Annotated in this window: 19 protein-coding genes; 15 read left to right on the top strand and 4 right to left on the bottom strand. The window is 65.6% G+C overall.

What is annotated here, in order from left to right:
* Nucleotides 1–182 precede the first annotated feature (182 nt).
* From WS89_RS14035 to cysM, 7 genes are all read left to right on the top strand, one after another.
* Nucleotides 183–476: a lipopolysaccharide assembly protein LapA domain-containing protein gene (locus WS89_RS14035; protein WP_012328123.1), complete on the top strand. Its 294-nt coding sequence runs from the start codon at nt 183–185 to the stop codon at nt 474–476.
* A gap of 53 nt (nt 477–529) precedes the next feature.
* Complete coding sequence (gene lapB, locus WS89_RS14030) at nt 530–1,702, top strand: lipopolysaccharide assembly protein LapB (RefSeq protein ID WP_059791529.1); 1,173 nt, start codon at nt 530–532, stop codon at nt 1,700–1,702.
* Between the two features lie 89 nt (nt 1,703–1,791).
* On the top strand, nt 1,792–3,192 hold the full coding sequence (locus WS89_RS14025) for a UDP-glucose dehydrogenase family protein (RefSeq protein WP_059791528.1): 1,401 nt from the start codon (nt 1,792–1,794) through the stop codon (nt 3,190–3,192).
* Between the two features lie 7 nt (nt 3,193–3,199).
* Nucleotides 3,200–4,150, top strand: a complete 951-nt coding sequence (gene rfaE1, locus WS89_RS14020) for a D-glycero-beta-D-manno-heptose-7-phosphate kinase (RefSeq protein ID WP_059501680.1) — start codon at nt 3,200–3,202, stop codon at nt 4,148–4,150.
* A gap of 63 nt (nt 4,151–4,213) precedes the next feature.
* Nucleotides 4,214–5,206, top strand: coding sequence for an ADP-glyceromanno-heptose 6-epimerase (gene rfaD, locus WS89_RS14015; RefSeq protein ID WP_006496538.1), 993 nt, complete (start codon nt 4,214–4,216; stop codon nt 5,204–5,206).
* Between the two features lie 74 nt (nt 5,207–5,280).
* The gene (locus WS89_RS14010) at nt 5,281–5,622 is read left to right on the top strand and encodes a ComEA family DNA-binding protein (RefSeq protein ID WP_059501678.1); all 342 of its coding nucleotides are present in this window, start codon (nt 5,281–5,283) and stop codon (nt 5,620–5,622) included.
* A gap of 212 nt (nt 5,623–5,834) precedes the next feature.
* Complete coding sequence (cysM, locus tag WS89_RS14005) at nt 5,835–6,737, top strand: cysteine synthase CysM (protein ID WP_059791526.1); 903 nt, start codon at nt 5,835–5,837, stop codon at nt 6,735–6,737.
* Between the two features lie 76 nt (nt 6,738–6,813).
* Here cysM and mltB read toward each other — a convergent pair whose 3' ends face one another.
* Nucleotides 6,814–8,157, bottom strand: coding sequence for a lytic murein transglycosylase B (mltB, locus tag WS89_RS14000; RefSeq protein WP_082741860.1), 1,344 nt, complete (start codon nt 8,155–8,157; stop codon nt 6,814–6,816).
* Between the two features lie 43 nt (nt 8,158–8,200).
* Here mltB and WS89_RS13995 point away from each other — a divergent pair, with 43 nt between their 5' ends.
* Nucleotides 8,201–9,124 carry a histone deacetylase family protein gene (locus tag WS89_RS13995; RefSeq protein WP_034206723.1) on the top strand — a complete coding sequence of 308 codons (924 nt, stop codon included), beginning with the start codon at nt 8,201–8,203 and terminating at the stop codon, nt 9,122–9,124.
* Nucleotides 9,125–9,154: 30 nt separating this feature from the next.
* Here WS89_RS13995 and WS89_RS13990 read toward each other — a convergent pair whose 3' ends face one another.
* The gene (locus WS89_RS13990; RefSeq protein WP_059501726.1) at nt 9,155–10,075 is read right to left on the bottom strand and encodes an alpha/beta hydrolase; all 921 of its coding nucleotides are present in this window, start codon (nt 10,073–10,075) and stop codon (nt 9,155–9,157) included.
* Between the two features lie 218 nt (nt 10,076–10,293).
* Here WS89_RS13990 and WS89_RS13985 point away from each other — a divergent pair, with 218 nt between their 5' ends.
* The 5 genes from WS89_RS13985 to WS89_RS13965 all read left to right on the top strand — a co-directional run bounded on the left by WS89_RS13985 (nt 10,294) and on the right by WS89_RS13965 (nt 14,723).
* The gene (locus WS89_RS13985; protein WP_059791522.1) at nt 10,294–11,328 is read left to right on the top strand and encodes a methionine ABC transporter ATP-binding protein; all 1,035 of its coding nucleotides are present in this window, start codon (nt 10,294–10,296) and stop codon (nt 11,326–11,328) included.
* Nucleotides 11,318–11,971, top strand: a complete 654-nt coding sequence (locus WS89_RS13980; protein ID WP_006486982.1) for a methionine ABC transporter permease — start codon at nt 11,318–11,320, stop codon at nt 11,969–11,971. Before WS89_RS13985 ends, WS89_RS13980 begins: the two co-directional genes overlap by 11 nt.
* 29 nt (nt 11,972–12,000) lie before the next feature.
* Nucleotides 12,001–12,795 carry a MetQ/NlpA family ABC transporter substrate-binding protein gene (locus WS89_RS13975; protein WP_059791521.1) on the top strand — a complete coding sequence of 265 codons (795 nt, stop codon included), beginning with the start codon at nt 12,001–12,003 and terminating at the stop codon, nt 12,793–12,795.
* A 226-nt stretch (nt 12,796–13,021) separates the two neighbouring features.
* Nucleotides 13,022–13,771: an electron transfer flavoprotein subunit beta/FixA family protein gene (locus WS89_RS13970; RefSeq protein WP_059791519.1), complete on the top strand. Its 750-nt coding sequence runs from the start codon at nt 13,022–13,024 to the stop codon at nt 13,769–13,771.
* A 16-nt stretch (nt 13,772–13,787) separates the two neighbouring features.
* Nucleotides 13,788–14,723, top strand: coding sequence for an electron transfer flavoprotein subunit alpha/FixB family protein (locus tag WS89_RS13965; protein WP_059791517.1), 936 nt, complete (start codon nt 13,788–13,790; stop codon nt 14,721–14,723).
* 361 nt (nt 14,724–15,084) lie between these two features.
* Here the strand turns inward: WS89_RS13965 and WS89_RS13960 are convergent, their stop codons facing one another.
* The gene (locus WS89_RS13960; RefSeq protein ID WP_059501664.1) at nt 15,085–16,371 is read right to left on the bottom strand and encodes a D-amino acid dehydrogenase; all 1,287 of its coding nucleotides are present in this window, start codon (nt 16,369–16,371) and stop codon (nt 15,085–15,087) included.
* 145 nt (nt 16,372–16,516) lie between these two features.
* Between WS89_RS13960 and WS89_RS13955 the strand changes: the two genes are divergently transcribed.
* Together WS89_RS13955 and WS89_RS13950 are read left to right on the top strand one after the other, a co-directional pair.
* Nucleotides 16,517–17,005 (top strand): Lrp/AsnC ligand binding domain-containing protein, encoded by a 489-nt coding sequence (locus tag WS89_RS13955; RefSeq protein WP_012492860.1) that lies wholly within the window; start codon nt 16,517–16,519, stop codon nt 17,003–17,005.
* A gap of 91 nt (nt 17,006–17,096) precedes the next feature.
* Entirely contained in the window at nt 17,097–18,275 is a 1,179-nt protein-coding gene (locus WS89_RS13950; RefSeq protein ID WP_059791515.1) for a PA0069 family radical SAM protein, read from the top strand.
* A gap of 51 nt (nt 18,276–18,326) precedes the next feature.
* On the opposite strand, the gene WS89_RS13945 is transcribed toward WS89_RS13950, so the two are convergent.
* On the bottom strand, nt 18,327–18,794 hold the full coding sequence (locus tag WS89_RS13945) for an NINE protein (protein WP_059791513.1): 468 nt from the start codon (nt 18,792–18,794) through the stop codon (nt 18,327–18,329).
* Nucleotides 18,795–18,891: the final 97 nt, after the last annotated feature.

The following is an 18,891-nucleotide window of genomic DNA, read 5'->3' as shown; positions in this document are numbered from 1 at the left end:
CCGGCGAAGGCTGAAAAGAAAAGCGCCCCTTGCGGGCGCTTTTTTCATTTCCGGCCACCGATGCGCAACGCCGCGCACAGGATGTGCGCAGCCGCGGAAACGCTTCCTTTACAATACGGGTCGATTCGGTGCGACGAAGGGGAGTCGCGCGCCGCGGCAAACCTCAACAAAGAGAGGGCTTCATGAAGTTTATCGTCTGGCTGATCCGGGTATTGGTGTTCGTCCTGCTGCTGGTGCTTGCGCTGGCCAATACGCAAACCGCGACGCTGAATTTCGTTGCCGGCTACGCATGGCAAGCGCCGCTGATCCTGATCGGCCTGGCATTCTTCGCCGTGGGGCTGCTGGCCGGCCTGCTGTCCGCGCTGCCTTCGATCTTCCGCCTGCGTCTCGAGAACGGGCGTTTGAAGCGCGATCTGCGTGCGGCGCGCGAAACGCCTGCCGTCATCGACCAGCCGCCGATGCCGCCCGTCATTTAACACGGACGCCGCGCGATCATCGCGCGGTTTTCGTCTCTGCTTCGATATTTCGCATGGATCTGGATTTCTGGTGGTTGCTCGCGATTCCGGTCGCGTTCGCGCTCGGTTGGGCGGCGTCACGCTATGACCTGAAGAATCTCCTGTCGGAGAGCGCCAACCTGCCGCGTTCGTATTTTCGCGGCCTGAATTTTCTGTTGAACGAACAACCCGACAAGGCGATCGATGCGTTCATCGAGGTTGCCAAGCTCGATCCCGAAACGGTCGAGCTGCACTTCGCGCTCGGCAACCTGTTTCGCCGTCGCGGCGAGACCGACCGCGCGATCCGCGTGCACCAGAACCTGCTGAGTCGCACCGATCTGCCGGTCAACGAACGCGACCACGCGCTGTACGAACTGGGCCAGGATTTCCTGAAAGCCGGCTTGCTGGATCGCGCGGAAGAGGCGTTCCACAAGCTCGCGGACGGCGACTACGCGCTCGGCGCGCAGCGGGCGCTGCTGACGATCTACGAGATCGAGAAGGACTGGAACAAGTCGATCGATACGGCGAAACGCATCGAGTCGATGAGCGACAAGCCGCTCGGCACCGAAATCGCGCAGTTTCACTGCGAACTCGCGCAGGACGCGCTGCAGCGCAAGAATGCCGCCGCAGCGGCCGAACAGTTGCGCCTTGCGTTGACCGTGAATCCGCAGAACGTGCGTGCGACGGTCCTGTCCGGCGACGCGGCGGAAGCGGCGGGCGATCACGCGGGCGCGATCGAGCATTGGAAGCGCGTCGAAGCGCAGAACCCGGCGTATCTGCCGCTCGTGGCCGACAAGCTGATGAAGGCATACGTCGCGCTCGGCAAGAACGTCGAAGGCGCGGAGTTGCTGATGGGGTACGTCGATCGTTATCCGTCGAACGACCTGCTCGACATCGCCTATCAGCATATCGCCGGGTTGCGTGGCCAGGATGCGGCGCACACGCTCGCGCGGACGCAGATGGAAAAGTCGCCGAACCTGTCGGGGATGCTGCACCTGCTCGATGCGCAGATCGCGGCGGCCGAGGAACCGCGTCGTAAGGAACTTGAAATGATGCGTGCGCTGATCAAGCAGCGCACGAAAAATCTGCCACGGTATACGTGCCAGAATTGCGGTTTCCGGGCACGGCTCTTCTATTGGCAGTGCCCCGGATGCAGCGGCTGGGAAACCTATGCGCCGCGCCGCGTCGAACCTGCGATGCCGGGCTGATCCCGGCCGCGGAGCCAACGCGCTGCGGTTGCCGCCGGGCTCGCTCCGGCGGCCAAGTTAGTCAATTACCGGGAAGTACCGGAACATCTATGAAAATCACCATCATCGGCACCGGCTATGTCGGCCTCGTCACGGGCGCCTGCCTCGCGGAGATCGGTCACGACGTCTTCTGTCTCGACGTCGATCCGCGCAAGATCGATATCCTGAACAACGGCGGGATGCCGATTCACGAGCCGGGGTTGCTGGACATCATCGCGCGCAACCGCACGGCGGGGCGTCTGCGCTTCTCGACCGACATCGAGGCGAGCGTCGCGCATGGCGAGATCCAGTTCATCGCGGTCGGCACGCCGCCCGACGAGGACGGCTCGGCCGATCTGCAGTACGTGCTCGAGGCCGCGCGCAACATCGGCCGCCACATGACGGGCTTCAAGGTGATCGTCGACAAGTCGACGGTGCCGGTCGGCACCGCACGGCGCGTGCGCGACGTGGTCGACGAGGCATTGGCTGCACGCGGGCTCGCGGGCAGCGTCGCGCATCGCTTCTCGGTCGTGTCGAACCCGGAATTCCTGAAGGAAGGCGCCGCGGTCGAGGACTTCATGCGCCCGGACCGGATCATCATCGGCGTCGACGACGACGACACCGGCACGATCGCGCGCGAGAAGATGAAGAAGCTCTACGCGCCGTTCAACCGCAATCACGAGCGCACGATCTACATGGACGTGCGTTCGGCCGAATTCGCGAAGTATGCGGCGAACGCGATGCTTGCGACGCGCATCTCGTTCATGAACGAGATGTCGAATCTCGCCGACAAGGTCGGCGCCGACATCGAGGCCGTGCGCCGCGGAATCGGCTCCGATCCGCGCATCGGCTATCACTTCCTGTATGCGGGCGTCGGCTACGGCGGCTCGTGCTTTCCGAAGGACGTGCAGGCGCTGATCCGCACCGCCGGCGAGAACGGCCAGCCGCTGCGCATCCTGGAGGCCGTCGAGGCCGCCAACCATGCTCAGAAGGACGTGCTGATCGGCAAGATCGAGCAGCGCTTCGGCGCCGACCTGACGGGGCGCGAATTCGCGGTCTGGGGCCTGGCGTTCAAGCCGAACACCGACGACATGCGCGAGGCGCCCAGCCGCCGCCTGATCGCCGCGCTGCTCGAACGCGGCGCGACCGTGCGCGCCTACGATCCGGTCGCCGTCGACGAAGCGCGGCGCGTGTTCGCGCTGGATTTCGGCGACGATGCGCACATGCTGGCACGACTGCATCTCGTCGACACGCAGGACGCCGCGGTCACCGGCGCGGACGCACTCGTGATCGTGACCGAGTGGAAGGAATTCCGCAGCCCCGATTTCACGCGCTTGAAGGCCGAACTGAAGGCGCCGGTGATCTTCGACGGGCGCAATCTGTACGAGCCGGACGCGATGGCCGAACTGGGCATCGATTACTACGCGATCGGCCGGCCGTATGTCGATCCCCAGTCGTTCTCCCGTGGCTGAACGTACGATGGATACTCTTCGCGAAGTCGTTCCGGTGCCGCGCGAGCAACTCGCGCGCTCGCGTGTGCTCGTCGTCGGCGACGTGATGCTCGACCGTTACTGGTTCGGCAACGTCGATCGCATTTCGCCTGAAGCGCCGGTGCCGGTGGTGCACGTGCAGCGTCAGGAGGAGCGGCTCGGCGGTGCGGCCAACGTTGCGCGCAATGCCGTGACGCTCGGCGGCCAGGCCGGGCTGCTGTGCGTCGTCGGTTGCGACGAGCCCGGCGAGCGGATCGTCGAGCTGCTCGCCGGCAGCGGCGTGACGCCGCATCTCGAGCGCGATCCGGCGTTACCGACCACGATCAAGCTGCGCGTGCTCGCGCGTCAGCAGCAGTTGCTGCGCGTCGACTTCGAGGCGATGCCGACGCACGAGGTGCTGCTCGCGGGGCTCGCGCGCTTCGACGCGCTGTTGCCGCAGCACGACGTCGTGCTGATGTCGGATTACGCGAAAGGCGGCCTGACGCACGTCACGACGATGATCGAGAAGGCGCGTGCGGCCGGCAAGGCGGTTCTGGTCGACCCGAAGGGCGACGATTGGGAACGCTATCGCGGCGCATCGCTGATCACGCCGAATCGCGCGGAGCTGCGCGAGGTGGTCGGGCAGTGGAAATCGGAAGACGACCTGCGCGCGCGCGTCGCGAATTTGCGTGCGGCGCTCGGCATCGACGCGTTGCTGCTCACGCGCTCGGAAGAGGGCATGACGCTCTTTTCCGCGGGCGGCGAACTGCATGCGCCGGCGCTTGCGCGCGAAGTGTTCGACGTGTCGGGCGCGGGTGACACCGTGATCGCGACGGTCGCGACGATGCTCGGCGCCGGTGTGCCGCTCGTCGACGCCGTGGTGCTCGCGAATCGCGCGGCCGGCATCGTGGTCGGCAAGCTCGGCACGGCCACGGTGGACTACGACGAACTGTTTCACTGAGTGCATTCGGCGGCGCGACGAGCGCGCTGCACGAGTGGCTCGCACTTTTCAGGCAGGACGATCATGACCCTCATCGTTACCGGCGCAGCCGGTTTCATCGGCGCGAACATCGTCAAGGCGCTCAACGAGCGCGGCGAGACGCGCATCATCGCGGTCGACAACCTGACGCGCGCGGACAAGTTCCGCAATCTCGTCGACTGCGAGATCGATGACTATCTCGACAAGACCGAATTCGTCGAACGCTTCGCGCGCGGCGATTTCGGCAAGGTACGCGCGGTATTTCATGAAGGTGCTTGTTCGGACACGATGGAAACCGACGGCCGCTACATGATGGACAACAACTTCCGCTACAGCCGCGCGGTGCTCGATACCTGCCTCGCGCAGGGCACGCAGTTCCTGTATGCATCGTCGGCCGCGATCTACGGCGGCTCGACGCGTTTCGTCGAGGAACGCGACGTCGAGGCGCCGCTGAACGTATACGGCTATTCGAAGTTCCTGTTCGACCAGGTGATCCGTCGCGTGCTGCCGAGCGCGAAGAGCCAGATCGCGGGCTTCCGCTATTTCAACGTGTACGGCCCGCGCGAGACGCACAAGGGACGCATGGCGTCGGTCGCGTTCCACAACTTCAACCAGTTCCGCGCGGAAGGCAAGGTGAAGTTGTTCGGCGAGTACAACGGTTATGCGCCGGGCGAGCAGACGCGCGATTTCGTGTCCGTCGAGGACGTGACCAAGGTGAACCTGTTCTTCTTCGATCATCCGGAGAAGTCGGGCATCTTCAATCTCGGCACGGGCCGGGCGCAACCGTTCAACGATATCGCGTCGACGGTCGTGAACACGCTGCGCGCACTCGACAACCAGCCGCCGCTGACGCTCGCGCAGCAGGTCGAGCAGGGATTGATCGAATACGTGCCGTTCCCCGATGCGCTGCGCGGCAAGTACCAGTGCTTCACGCAGGCCGACCAGACGAAACTGCGCGCGGCCGGCTACGACGCACCGTTCCTGACCGTGCAGGAAGGCGTCGACCGCTACGTCCGTTGGCTATCCGGCCAGGTTTAAACCGGCGCGTTGCATCGATAGACTGGGTCTCACGGTCGGCAGCCGCCGGCCGTTTTTCTTCGGAGATCCAGCACATGATCAGGAAATGGTTTGCCGCGGCGGTCATGCTCGGCGCAGTGGCGTCGGCCTGGGCGGCCGTCGACGTTAACACCGCGAACGAGGATGCGCTCGTCGGTATCAAGGGCATCGGTCCGGCGCGGGCGAAGGCGATTCTCGACGAGCGCGGCGCACGCGGCCCGTTCAGGAATGCAGACGATCTCGCCACGCGCGTGAAGGGCATGGGCGGGCATACCGTCGAGCGGCTTCAGCAGGAAGGGTTGACGATCGGTGCGGTGGCGGGCGCGGCGCCGTCGGCCGCAGGCAAGCCGGCGGCAGCGAAACCGGCCGCCGCACCGGCTCGCACCGCGCAGAAATAACGGGTCGCACGTATCCGCAAAGGGCTCCTTCAGCCGCCGTCGTTGCGACGGCTTCCCGCGGCATGCCGCGGGTTTTTTGCATGGGGCGGCGTACGCGGCGATCGCGCACCGCGCGGCGCGCGTATTCCATCGTCGCAATGGGGTTGCCGGCGCGCGTGCTGGTGCTGGTTTACAATCGATCGATTGATCGGCCTCGTACTCACGGTATATCCATGGCTTACAAAACTATCGAAGACACGATCGGCAATACGCCGCTCGTGCAACTGGTCCGCCTGCCGGACGACGAGATTCGCGCCCGCAACAACGTGGTGCTCGCGAAGCTCGAGGGCAACAATCCGGCAGGTTCCGTGAAGGATCGCCCGGCGCTGTCGATGATCGGCAAGGCCGAGGCGCGCGGGCGCATCAAGCCGGGCGATACGCTGATCGAGGCGACGAGCGGCAACACGGGCATCGCGCTCGCGATGGCCGCGGCGATCCGCGGCTACAAGATGGTGCTGATCATGCCGGAGGATCTGTCGGTCGAGCGCCGCCAGAGCATGGCGGCGTATGGCGCCGAAATCATCCTGACGCCGGTGAAGGGCGGGATGGAACTGGCGCGCGACCTCGCGGAACAGATGCAGCGCGAAGGCAAGGGCGTGATCCTCGACCAGTTCGGCAACCCCGACAATCCCGTCGCGCACTACGAAGGAACGGGGCCGGAGATCTGGCGAGATACCGAGGGGCGTATCACGCACTTCGTGTCGGCCATGGGCACGACGGGCACGATCATGGGCACGTCGCGCTACCTGAAGGAACAGAATCCGGCGATCGAGATCGTCGGTGCGCAGCCGGAAGACGGCTCGCGTATTCCGGGCATTCGCAAGTGGCCGGAAGCGTACATGCCGACCATTTTCGATCGCAGCCGCGTCGACCGCGTCGAGAGCGTGAGTCAGGCTGCGTCGGAAACGATGACGCGCCGGCTCGCGGCGGTCGAAGGTATCTTCGCGGGCATTTCGTCGGGCGGCGCATGCGAAGTCGCGTTGCGCATTGCGCGCCAGGTCGAGGATGCGACGATCGTGTTCATCGTCTGCGATCGTGGCGACCGCTACTTGTCCACGGGCGTGTTTCCCGCCTGAGCGAATGGGGGCGCGGCCCGCGCATCGATAAAAAAAGCGCCGCTTCTGCGGCGCTTTTTCTTTGGGCGGCCAGTGCTTACTGCGACTGCGTTCCGGCAGCGGCGGGTTGCAGCGCGCCGCTCGCTTCCATCTGCGCTTTCACTGCCTCGCCGAGCTGGTACACGGTGAGCGCGTAGAAGAAACTCCGGTTGTAGCGCGTCAGCACATAGAAGTTCTTCAGGCCAAGCATGTATTCGGTCGCGCGCCCGGGCGTCGGCAAGTCGACCACGGTGACCGGCGTGCCGGCTTCGGTCGTGATGTTGACCGTCGGCTCGTTCAACGTCATGCCCGCACGCAGCAGCTGCGACAGCGCCCAGTGCGGCTCGGGCTGGCCGTCGGCGGCGGCCTGCGCGATGCCCAGGCTGCCTGTATCGGGCGTGATCTGCCAGACCATCGGACGGTCCGTTTCCCAGCCGTGCTGCTTCAGGTAGTTCGCGACACTGCCGATCGCATCGACAGGACTGCTGCGCAGATCGACGTGGCCCGTGCCGTCGAAGTCGACCGCATATTCGCGGATGCTGCTCGGCAGGAACTGCGGAATCCCGATCGCGCCGGTGTACGAGCCGAGCACGGTGGTGGGGTCGAGCTGGTTGTCGCGGGTCCAGACCAGGAAGTCTTCGAGGTTCTTGCGGAACGTGGCCTGGCGGCTGTCGCGGTTCGGCGTGTCCGGGTAGTCGAACGTGAGCGTCGTCAGCGCGTCGAGCACGCGGAAATTGCCCATGTAGCGGCCATAGATGGTCTCGACGCCGATGATGCCGACGATCACCTCGGGCGGCACGCCGAACTGCTCGGACGCGCGCTGCAGCGTGGCCTGGTTCGCTTTCCAGAACTTCACGCCCGCGTTGATGCGGATCGGCTCGATGAAGCGCGAGCGATAGACGCGCCAGTTCTTGACCGTCGGCGACGGGGCCGGCTTCACGAGCTTGACGGCCGTCGCCGAGTAGCTGATGCGCGAGAACAGCGCATGCAGGCTTGCCGAATCGAAGCCGTTGCGGCTCACCATCTCGTCGATGAACGCGTCGACCTTCGCATTGTTCGCGTAACGCTGTGGAACGATTTCCTCTTCGAAGGTCTGGCCTTGCGGCGTCTCCTGCTGCGGTTGGGCTTGGGCGACGAGCGTGCCGGCGGGCTTCGCCGGCTGCGTCTGCGCGACGGCAGGTGCGGTGCCGAGGGCAGCGGCGAGGGCAGCGGCGACGAGCGGAGCGCGAACCCGGAACAGCGCGGAAAGAAGGGCGGCAGGCTTGCTGGAATTCATGTCGAAGCGGGCGGACAGGGCGATTGTGTTCGGCGCAGTATACCCGACGCATCCGGCGCGCCGGGCCGAAGCTGGCCCCCGTTGTGGTAAGTTAGCGGCGAATTCGCGGCAGACGATGGACATCATTGATGGAGACCTGCGACGCACCGTGCGCCGCGGATGACAGCTTATGGCAACCGCTTTCTATACGCACCCCGACTGCATGCTGCACGAGATGGGGGAATGGCATCCGGAATGTCCGGCCCGCCTGTCGGCGATCCAGGATCAATTGATTGCGAGCCGCATCGACGACCTGATCGTGCACGAAACCGCACCGTTCGCGAGCGAGGTCGCGCTGGGCCGGGTGCATACGCAGGCGCACATCGACTACATCCGGAGCATGACGCCGGTCGACGGTTACGTCGAGATCGATCCCGACACGCTGATGAATCGCGACACGTGGCGCGCGGCGCTGCGCGCGGCCGGCGCCGCGATTGCGGCGACCGACGCGGTGATCGAAGGCCGCTATGCGAATGCGTTCTGCGGCGTCCGTCCACCCGGCCACCATGCGGAGCCCGCGCGCGCGATGGGCTTCTGCTTCTTCAACAACGTCGCGATCGCCGCGCGGCACGCCCTCGACGTACACGGCATCGAGCGCGTCGCGATCGTCGATTTCGACGTGCATCACGGCAACGGCACCGAGGCGGCGTTCGCGAACGACGAGCGCGTGCTGATGTGCAGCTTCTTCCAGCATCCGCTGTATCCGTTCTCGGGCGTCGATCATCAGGCGCCGAACATGGTCAACCTGCCGATGCCCGCACGCAGCAACGGGATGGCGATCCGCGAAGCCGTCGACATGTTCTGGCTGCCGCGCCTCGACGCGTTCAAGCCGCAGATGCTGTTCGTGTCGGCCGGCTTCGATGCGCATCGCGAGGACGATATCGGCAATCTCGGCCTCGTCGAAGCCGATTTCGAATGGCTGACCGCGCGGATCGTCGACGTGGCGCGCCGGCATGCGCAGGGCCGTATCGTCAGTTGCCTCGAGGGCGGCTACAACCTGTCCGCGCTCGGGCGCAGCGTCGTCGCGCACCTGCGCGTGCTGGCCGGGATCTGATTCGCGATTGACCGGCCGGGCCGGGCGCGTTCAGCGCGCCGGCACGCGCGCATGAATCCACGCGATCAGCGCGTCGATCACGCGGTCGCGTTCGAGATCGTTCATCGTTTCGTGGAAGCCGCCTTCGTACAGCGTCAGCGTACGATCGGGCGAACCGACGTGCGCGCCGAACGCCCGGCTGCCGTCGGGTTCGGTCAGCTTGTCCTCCGTGCCGTGATAGACGAGCACCGGCACGCGCAGCGCACCGCGGCCGCTCTCGATGCGCGCCATCGCATCGAGGATCTCCGCGCCGGTGCGGGCGGGCACGGCGCCGTGATGCACGAGCGGGTCGGCGCGATTGGCCGCGACGACGGCCGGATCGCGCGACAGCAGGGCCGCATCGATCCTGATCGCGGGGAAAGTAGGCCATGCACGGCTGATGAGGCGGCTGAGCGCAAGCATCCAGCGCGGCACGTCGCGCCCCGGCGCAAGCGCCGGGCTCGACAGCACGAGGCCGGCCAGCGCGTGGCCGCGAGCCGGTGCACGTTCGATCGCATAGAGCGCCGCGATCGCGCCGCCCATGCTGTGCCCCATCAGGAACAGCGGCGCATCGCCGCGCGCGGCTTCGGCGACCAGCGCATCCGCGTCGTTCAGGTAGCCGTCGAAACGCTCGACCCACACGCGTTTGCCCGGCGACTGGCCATGCCCGCGCAGATCGATCGCAAGCACGTCGATGCCGGCTGCGTTCAGCCGGCCGGCGAGCGCGGCATAGCGGCCCGCGTGTTCGGCGAGGCCGTGCACGAGCGCGATCGTCGCGCGCGGCGGCACGCTGCCGTCGCCGGCCGGCCAGCGGTACGACGCCAGTTCGAGCCCGTCCGCGGTACGCAGCCGGCCCATGTGCGGCGCGGGCGCCGAAGGCGCCGATCCGGCGATGGCGGCGGGTGCGGCGGCCGGCGTGGTGGTGGCGCTCATCTGGCGTGTCTCCGGTTCGTTGGCAAGTGCGTTCCCGATCATAGTCGCGACCTTCCCATAGGGGCGAAGCGGCGCTCCTCTAATTTCGTCCGGTTATGAAAAGATCGAAATCGATTATTAAGGGGAATGAGGGGTTTGCGGTAAAATCGCCGGCTATTCCAGATGCATCGGCGGCCGACTGGCGGGCCAACTCGCCGGCCGGCCGCCGTTTTGTTTACATGATCGAATTACGCAATCTTTCGCAGCGTTTCCCCGGCCCGGGCGGTTGGGTCGAAGCGTTGCGCAACGTCAACCTGACGATCCCGCAAGGCGAGGTGTTCGGCATCATCGGCCGAAGCGGCGCCGGCAAGAGCACGCTCGTGCGCACCATCAACCTGCTCACGCGGCCGACCGAAGGCAATGTCGTCGTCGGCGGGCGTGACCTGATGCTGCTGTCGGCCGCTGCGCTGCGCGAGGCGCGCCGCGAGATCGGCATGATCTTCCAGCACTTCAACCTGCTGTCGTCGCGCACGGTGTTCGACAACGTTGCGCTGCCGCTCGAACTGGCCGGCGCGAGCCGTGCCGACATCGAGGCCGCCGTGTTGCCGCTGCTCGACCTGGTCGGGCTGTCCGCGCAGAAGGATCGCTATCCGGCGCAGATCAGCGGCGGCCAGAAGCAGCGCGTCGGCATCGCCCGCGCGCTGGCGAGCCAGCCGAAGGTGCTGCTGTCGGACGAGGCGACGTCCGCGCTCGATCCCGAAACCACGCGTTCGATCCTCGATCTGCTCAAGCGCATCAACCGCGAACTCGGACTGACGATCGTGCTGATCACGCACCAGATGGAAGTGATCAAGCAGGTCTGCGATCGCGTCGCGGTGCTCGACGCGGGGCGCGTGGTCGAAGAGGGCCGCGTGATCGACGTGTTCCTGCAACCGCATCACGAAGTCACGCGCGCGCTGATCGGCGACGTGATCGCGCAGGAACTGCCGCCCGCGCTGAAGGCGCGCGTGGCCGAGCGGCTGAAGACGGGCAGCGGGCATCTGCTGCGGCTCGCGTTCACGGGCTCGGGTGTTGACCAGCCGATCCTGTCGGAGACGATCCGCCGGTACGAACTCGATTTCAACATCCTGCACGGCCAGATCGACGAGATCCAGGGGCAGGCATTCGGTTCGCTCGCGGTGCTCGCCGGCGGCGAGCCGGGCAAGGTCGGGCAGGCGCTCGCGTTCCTGCGCGAGCAAGGTGTGGTGGTAGAGGAGCTTTCGTATGTTGAGTGAGATGTTCGATATGTTCGTGCAGTCGTTCTGGGAGACGCTGATCATGGTCGGCATCTCCGGGGCGGTCGGCGCGCTCGTCGGCCTGCCGCTCGGCGTGCTGCTCTACCTGACCGATCGCCAGGGCGTGTTGCAGAACCTGGCGGTGAATCGCGTGCTCGGCGGCATCGTGAACGCGGTCCGCTCGACGCCGTTCATCATCCTGCTGGTCGCGGTGATTCCGTTTACGCGGCTCGTCACCGGTTCGTCGATCGGCACGGCCGCGGCGGTCGTGCCGCTGACGCTCGCGGCCGCGCCGTTCATCGCACGTCTCGTCGAAACGGCGCTGCGCGAGGTCGATCGCGGGCTGATCGAGGCCGCGCAGTCGATGGGCGCGACCACGTCGCAGATCGTATTCAAGGTGCTGTTGCCCGAATCGCTGCCGGGCGTCGTCGCGGGCCTGACGATCACGTTCGTGTCGCTCGTCGGCTATTCGGCGATGGCGGGTGCGATCGGCGGCGGCGGGCTCGGCGATCTCGGGATCCGCTACGGTTACCAGCGCTATCTGCCGGAAGTGATGTGGACGGTCGTCGCGATCCTGATCGTGTTCGTGCAGATCGTGCAATCGTTCGGCGACTGGCTGGTGCGCCGGCTGAGCCACAAATAAGACCAAACCGATCCGATAGGAAAGACACGATGCAACGACGCTTCATGCTGAAGTTTGCGGCGGCGCTGGGCGCGGCCGCGCTGTTCGCGGGCGCACATGCCCGGGCCGAAACCATCAAGGTGGGGGTGACGGGCGGTCCGCACGCGCAGATCATGGAAGTGGTGAAGAAGGTCGCGGCGAAGGACGGCCTGGAGATCCGCATCGTCGAATTCTCCGATTACGTGCAGCCGAACGCGGCGCTCGCGTCGGGCGACCTCGACGCGAACAGCTACCAGCACGATCCGTATCTGCAGGCGCAGGTGAAGGATCGCGGCTACAAGCTGCTCAAGGTCGCGGACACCGTCACGTTCCCGATGGGCATCTATTCGAAGCGCGTGAAGTCGCTGGCCGAACTGAAGCCGGGCGCGCGCGTCGCGGTTCCGAACGATCCGACCAATGGCGGCCGCGCGCTGCTGTTGCTGCAGAAGCAGGGGCTGTTGAAGCTGCGCGCGGATGCTGGGCTGAAGGCGACGCCGCTCGATATCGTCGACAATCCGCGCAAGCTGAAAATCGTCGAGCTCGATGCGGCGCAGATCCCGCGCTCGCTCGGCGACGTCGACGCGGCCGCGATCAATACCAACTACGCGATGGAAGCGGGGTTGAAACCGAAGCAGGACGCGATCGCGATCGAGGGCCCCAACGGCCCGTACGCGAACATCCTTGCGATCCGCGAGGCGGACCGGAACAAGCCGTGGGTCGCCAAGCTGATTGCGGCGTATCACTCGGCCGACGTGAAGCAGTTCATCGAAGGCAAGTTCGGCGGCGCGGTCGTTGCTGCCTGGTAACGGTGGAGCGCGGACGCCCGGCGGGATTAGAGTCGATGATCGAAAACCCGGGCTTTGCGTCCGGGTTTTTTCTCTTTTAAAATAGAACGACCGTTCGCTATCATTGGCGCGTCGCCAAGAAGCGGTATCCTCGACAACCATGATGGTTGGGGCCGCCTGGCCGCGCAGTCATGAGGTCGCGCTATAAAATGGCCTCTGGTCGTATTCGTAACTTTGGAGCGTGTGCATGAAAATCCTGGTGCCAGTGAAAAGAGTGGTCGACTACAACGTGAAGGTCCGCGTGAAGTCGGACAACACGGGTGTCGACATCGCGAACGTGAAGATGTCGATGAACCCGTTCGACGAAATCGCCGTTGAAGAAGCCGTGCGCCTGAAGGAAGCGGGCGTGGCGACCGAAGTGATCGCGGTGTCGGTGGGCGTCGCGCAAGCGCAGGAAACGCTGCGCACGGCGCTGGCGATTGGAGCGGATCGCGCGATCCTCGTCGAGTCGAACGACAGCGTCGAGCCGCTGGCCGTCGCGAAGATCCTGAAGGCGCTGGTCGACAAGGAACAGCCGCAGCTCGTGATCCTCGGCAAGCAGGCGATCGACGACGACTCGAACCAGACGGGCCAGATGCTGGCGGCGCTGGCAGGTTTCCCGCAAGCGACGTTCGCGTCGAAGGTGACGATCGCCGACGGCAAGGCAACGGTCGCCCGTGAAGTGGACGGCGGCGCGGAAACGCTGTCGCTGACGCTGCCGGCGGTCGTGACGACCGACCTGCGCCTGAACGAGCCGCGCTACGTGACGCTGCCGAACATCATGAAGGCGAAGAAGAAGCCGCTCGAAACGGTGAAGCCGGAAGACCTGGGCGTTGACGTCACGCCGCGTCTGAAGACGCTGAAGGTGGCCGAGCCGCCGAAGCGCGCAGCCGGCGTGAAGGTGCCGGACGTGAAGACGCTGGTCGAGAAGCTGAAGACCGAAGCCAAGGTGCTGTAAGAGGGAGCGGAAAGAAATGACGATTCTGGTGATTGCAGAACACGACAACGCGTCGATCAAGGCCGCGACGCTGAACACGGTGGCGGCTGCTGCGAAGATCGGCGGCGACATCCACGTGCTGGTCGCGGGCCACAACGCGCAAGCGGCTGCCGACGCGGCCGCGAAGATCGCAGGTGTGTCGAAGGTGCTGCTGGCCGACGCGCCGCAGCTCGAAGCAGGCCTCGCGGAAAACGTCGAAGCGACCGCGCTGAACATTGCAAAGGACTACTCGCACATCCTCGCGCCGGCGACGGCCTACGGCAAGAACATCGCGCCGCGTATCGCCGCGAAGCTGGACGTTGCGCAGATCTCGGACATCACGGCGGTCGATTCGGCCGACACGTTCGAGCGCCCGATCTACGCGGGCAACGCGATCGCGACGGTGCAGTCGAGCGACCCGATCAAGGTCATCACGGTGCGTGCGACGGGCTTCGATCCGGTGGCGGCGGAAGGCGGCAGCGCAGCGGTCGAGAAGATCGAAGCGGCAGCCGACGCCGGCAAGTCGCAGTTCGTCAGCCGTGAAGTGACGAAGCTGGACCGTCCGGAGCTGACGTCGGCGAGCATCATCGTGTCGGGCGGCCGCGGTCTGGGCAGCGGCGAGAACTACACGAAGGTGCTGGAGCCGCTGGCGGACAAGCTGTCGGCTGCACTCGGCGCATCGCGCGCGGCAGTCGACGCCGGCTATGTGCCGAACGACTACCAGGTCGGCCAGACCGGCAAGATCGTCGCGCCGCAGCTGTACATCGCGGTCGGTATCTCGGGCGCGATCCAGCATCTGGCCGGGATGAAGGATTCGAAGGTGATCGTCGCGATCAACAAGGATCCGGAAGCGCCGATCTTCAGCGTGGCCGACTATGGCCTCGTCGGCGATCTGTTCTCGCTCGTGCCGGAGCTCGTGACCGAGCTCGGCTGACGCGGCGTGACGCTTCAGCGGTAAAGCACACGAGAAGAGGGGCGCGACGAGCGCCCTTTTTTTGTTGTATTTGTTCCGTCCTGAAATAGGTTGACGCTTTTTCGCCGAAGCGAAGCGGCGCGAGCGTCGCTCGTCAGGAAGATTCCGGATCGTACCGTGCCGTGCGGAACGTATCGTCGCGCACGCACGACTGGTAGCGTCGATTCGATCGCCGTGCGACGGCAGCATGCGCACGTTGACTGAAGCCTCGTGCCGAATCGACATTCGCGGTCGCTGCACGTCGCAGCCGCCGAAGCGAAAAAGGCGCCCTCGGGCGCCTTTTTCGCTGATGCAACGGGCCCGCATCGCGGGCCGTTCCGATTTACGCGTATGCCGGGCGCGTCTGGCTGGGCACGTCCTTCAGATAACGATGCACCGACAGGTCGTCGGCCTGGATCGCGGGCATCTTGCCCGAGATCAGGTCCGCGAGCAGTTGGCCCGAGCCGCACGACATCGTCCAGCCGAGCGTGCCGTGGCCGGTGTTCAGGAACAGGTTCGACACCGGCGTGCGGCCGACGATCGGCGTGCCGTCCGGTGTCATCGGGCGCAGGCCTGTCCAGAACGTGGCCTTCGACGTATCGCCGCCGCCCGGGAACAGGTCGTTCACGCACATCTCGAGCGTTTCGCGGCGCGCCGCGCGCAGCGTCTTGTCGAAGCCGACGATTTCCGCCATGCCGCCGACGCGGATGCGCTGGTCGAAGCGCGTGATCGCGATCTTGTAGGTCTCGTCGAGCACGGTCGACACGGGCGCGGCGGCTTCGTTGACGATCGGCGCGGTGATCGAATAGCCCTTGAGCGGATAGACGGGAATCTTCATCAGGTTCGAGATGAAGCGGGTCGAATACGAGCCGAGCGCGACGACGTACGCGTCGGCACGCACCGTCTCGCTGCCGCACTGCACGCCGGCGATCTTGCCGCCCGCGATCGCGAGCGCATCGATCGGCGTGTTGTAGCGGAACTTGACGCCGAGCGATTCGGCGAGGGCGGCGAGGCGCGTCGTGAACAGCTGGCAATCGCCTGTTTCGTCGCCCGGCAGGCGCAGGCCGCCCGTCAGCTTGTGCGAGACGGCGGCGAGCGCCGGTTCGGCTTTTTTCAGTTCGGCCGGCGACAGCAGTTCGAACGGCACGTTCGCTTCCTGCAGCACGGCGATGTCCTTCGCCGCGCCGTCGAGTTGCTGCTGCGTGCGGAACAGTTGCAGCGTGCCGCCCGTGCGGCCTTCGTACTGGATGCCGGTGTCGGCACGCAGCGCCTGCAGGCAGTCGCGGCTGTATTCGGCGAGACGGACCATGCGCCCCTTGTTGACCGCATAGCGCTCGGCCGTGCAGTTGCGCAGCATCTGATACATCCACTGGAGCTGGAAGCGCGTGCCGTCGAGGCGGATCGCGAGCGGCGCGTGCTTTTCGAACATCCACTTGACGGCCTTCAGCGGCACGCCGGGCGCGGCCCACGGCGCGGCATAGCCGGGCGAGATCTGGCCTGCGTTCGCGAAGCTCGTCTCCAGCGCCGGGCCGGCTTCCCGGTCGATCACAGTGACTTCATGGCCGGCGCGCGCAAGGTAATACGCGCTTGCCACGCCCACTACACCGCTGCCCAGAATGACGACTCGCATAGCTGCTCCAGATGGAAGGGACCAGATTGAGGCCGGGCGCACCTGCGGCTCCGTGTAACCTCTAGCTGATCTAGTTTTTCGAGCTATGGTATTGTCGAATGTGCAGTTTTTGTTATCGTATTTTTTCGGTTTTCAGCATAAACAAATGAGAACGCAACGTCAGCCCGTACGCTCGCTCGACAAGCTCGACCGGCGCATTCTGAAACTGCTCCAGGACGACGGCCGGATGGCGATGAAAGATCTCGCGGAACAGGTCGGACTGACCGTCACGCCGTGCATCGAGCGCGTGCGGCGCATGGAGCGCGACGGCGTGATCACCGGTTATCACGCGCGGGTCGACCCGGGCCAGCTGGGCGCAGCGCTGCTGGTGTTCGTCGAGATCACGCTCGGCCACAAGGGCGGCAACATGTTCGAGCAATTCCGCCGGGAAGTGATGAAGATCGACGAGGTGCTCGAATGCCATCTCGTTTCCGGCGATTTCGACTACCTGATCAAGGCGCGGATCGGCGAGATGGCCGACTACCGGAAGCTGCTCGGCGACATCCTGCTGCAGTTGCCCGGTGCCGTGCAGTCGAAGAGCTACGTCGTGATGGAAGAAATCAAGGAAACGCTGACGATCGCCGTCGGCGAGTGACGTACCGGCGGCCCGTTTGTCGGGCCCTTTATCCCGCCCTTGGCATGCTGCGCCCAATACTGTATAAATGTACAGTATTGGGCGCAGGCGAATGGGTGGGCACATGGACGATCGGTCCGACAACGAATTTCCGGTAGCGCCGCCCGTGCCCCGCAAGGGGCGCGGTGCGGTCGACAACTTGCAGGGGCGGTACGAAATCGCGCAGCGCGAAGCGGTGGACGACGGCTGGACGCACGAGTCCGACGATGCCGATTTCCCCGCGCCGCTGCGCACGCAGGTATTCGAGGAGCGGGCGAAGAGCATCCTGACGCACAATCAGTCGCCCGATATTCCGTTCAGCGTGTCGCTCAATCCGTATCGCGGCTGCGAGCACGGTTGTATCTACTGCTTCGCGCGGCCGACGCACAGCTACCTCGGGCTGTCGCCGGGGCTCGATTTCGAAAGCCGCATCTACGCGAAGGTGAATGCGGCCGAACTGCTCGAGCGCGAGATTTCGCGCAAGCGCTACGTGCCGGAGCCGATCGCGCTCGGCGTCAACACCGACGCATACCAGCCGGTCGAGCGCGACCTGCGCATTACGCGCAGCGTGATCCAGGTGATGCACGATCGCGGGCTGCCGTTCGCGGCGATCACGAAATCGTCGCTGATCGAGCGCGATCTCGACCTGCTCGCACCGATGGCCGAACGCGGGCAGGTGATGGCGGCGGTCACGATCACGACGCTCGATGCCGAGCTCGCGCGCACGCTGGAGCCGCGTGCGGCCACGCCGGCGCGGCGGCTGCGCACGATCCGCGCGCTGCGAGATGCGGGCGTGCCGGTCGGCGTGAGCATTGCACCGGTGATTCCGTTCGTGACCGAGCCCGACATGGAGCGCGTGCTGGAGGCCTGTGCGGAAGCCGGCGCGACGCATGCGAGCTACATCATCCTGAGGTTGCCGTGGGAGGTTGCGCCATTGTTCAAGCAATGGCTTGCCGCGCATTTTCCCGATCGCGCGGAGCGCGTGATGAACCGCGTACGTGACATGCGCGGCGGCAAGGATTACGACTCCGATTTCTCGAAACGGATGAAGGGCGAGGGGATCTGGGCCGACCTGTTGCGGCAGCGCTTCCGCCAGGCCGTCAAGCGGCTCGGGTTGAACGAACGCACGAACGGTATCCTCGATCTGTCGCGGTTCAGCGGTGCGCCTGCCGCCGGGGTGCCGGCACCGCGTGTCGCGGTGCGTGCGGCCGGCGCGAAGCCGCGCGACGACATGCAGTTGAACCTGTTCTGACCGGCGAGCCATGCAGTCGCCGGTGTGTCGTATCGACCGTATGGGTCGTGCTTACTGCGAAATCTGCTTGGCTGCTTCGACCTGCGATTCGAAGTACGTCTGGAACGACAGCGCGAGTGCGGTCATCAACAGGAACGCGCCGATCAGCAGCGAGAAGATCACGACGAAGATCACGGTCCAGCCCGACCGGCTGTGCTTGCCGGTGTCCGCGTTGAATTGCGCATCCCATTTTTCGTCGGGGCGCAGCCCGTAGACGAGTGCGGCAAGAAACGCCGCCAGCAGCGAGATTGCGCCGGGTACCGCGAGCCACCAGCCGAGGCCGGCGCTGCGCTGGGTTGCGGCGAGCAGGAGGAAGCCCGGGATGCCGACGATCGTCGCGAGCAGGTGGGCCCAGCCGTACACATCGCGAAAGCCGTACAGATAGAAGCGGTGCGCGCCGAGCGATCCGAGCAGGAACGCGAGGGCGGCGGTGAGCGTCTTGGAGCGGAAGCGGCGGGGCGATGCGGTGCTGCTGGACATGGATGGCGGCGTATTGTCGTTGGCATGGGCGGGGCCGGCAGGCCGGCGCGGGCGCGCGGCCCGGCACGCATTCTACGATGCCCGGTCGGGCCCGGTC

It is taken from the genome of Burkholderia sp. MSMB1072 (genome assembly GCF_001524725.1).
GTDB lineage: Bacteria > Pseudomonadota > Gammaproteobacteria > Burkholderiales > Burkholderiaceae > Burkholderia.
Note: the sequence above shows the minus strand (reverse complement) of the source record. Positions and strands in the feature narration are given on the sequence as shown.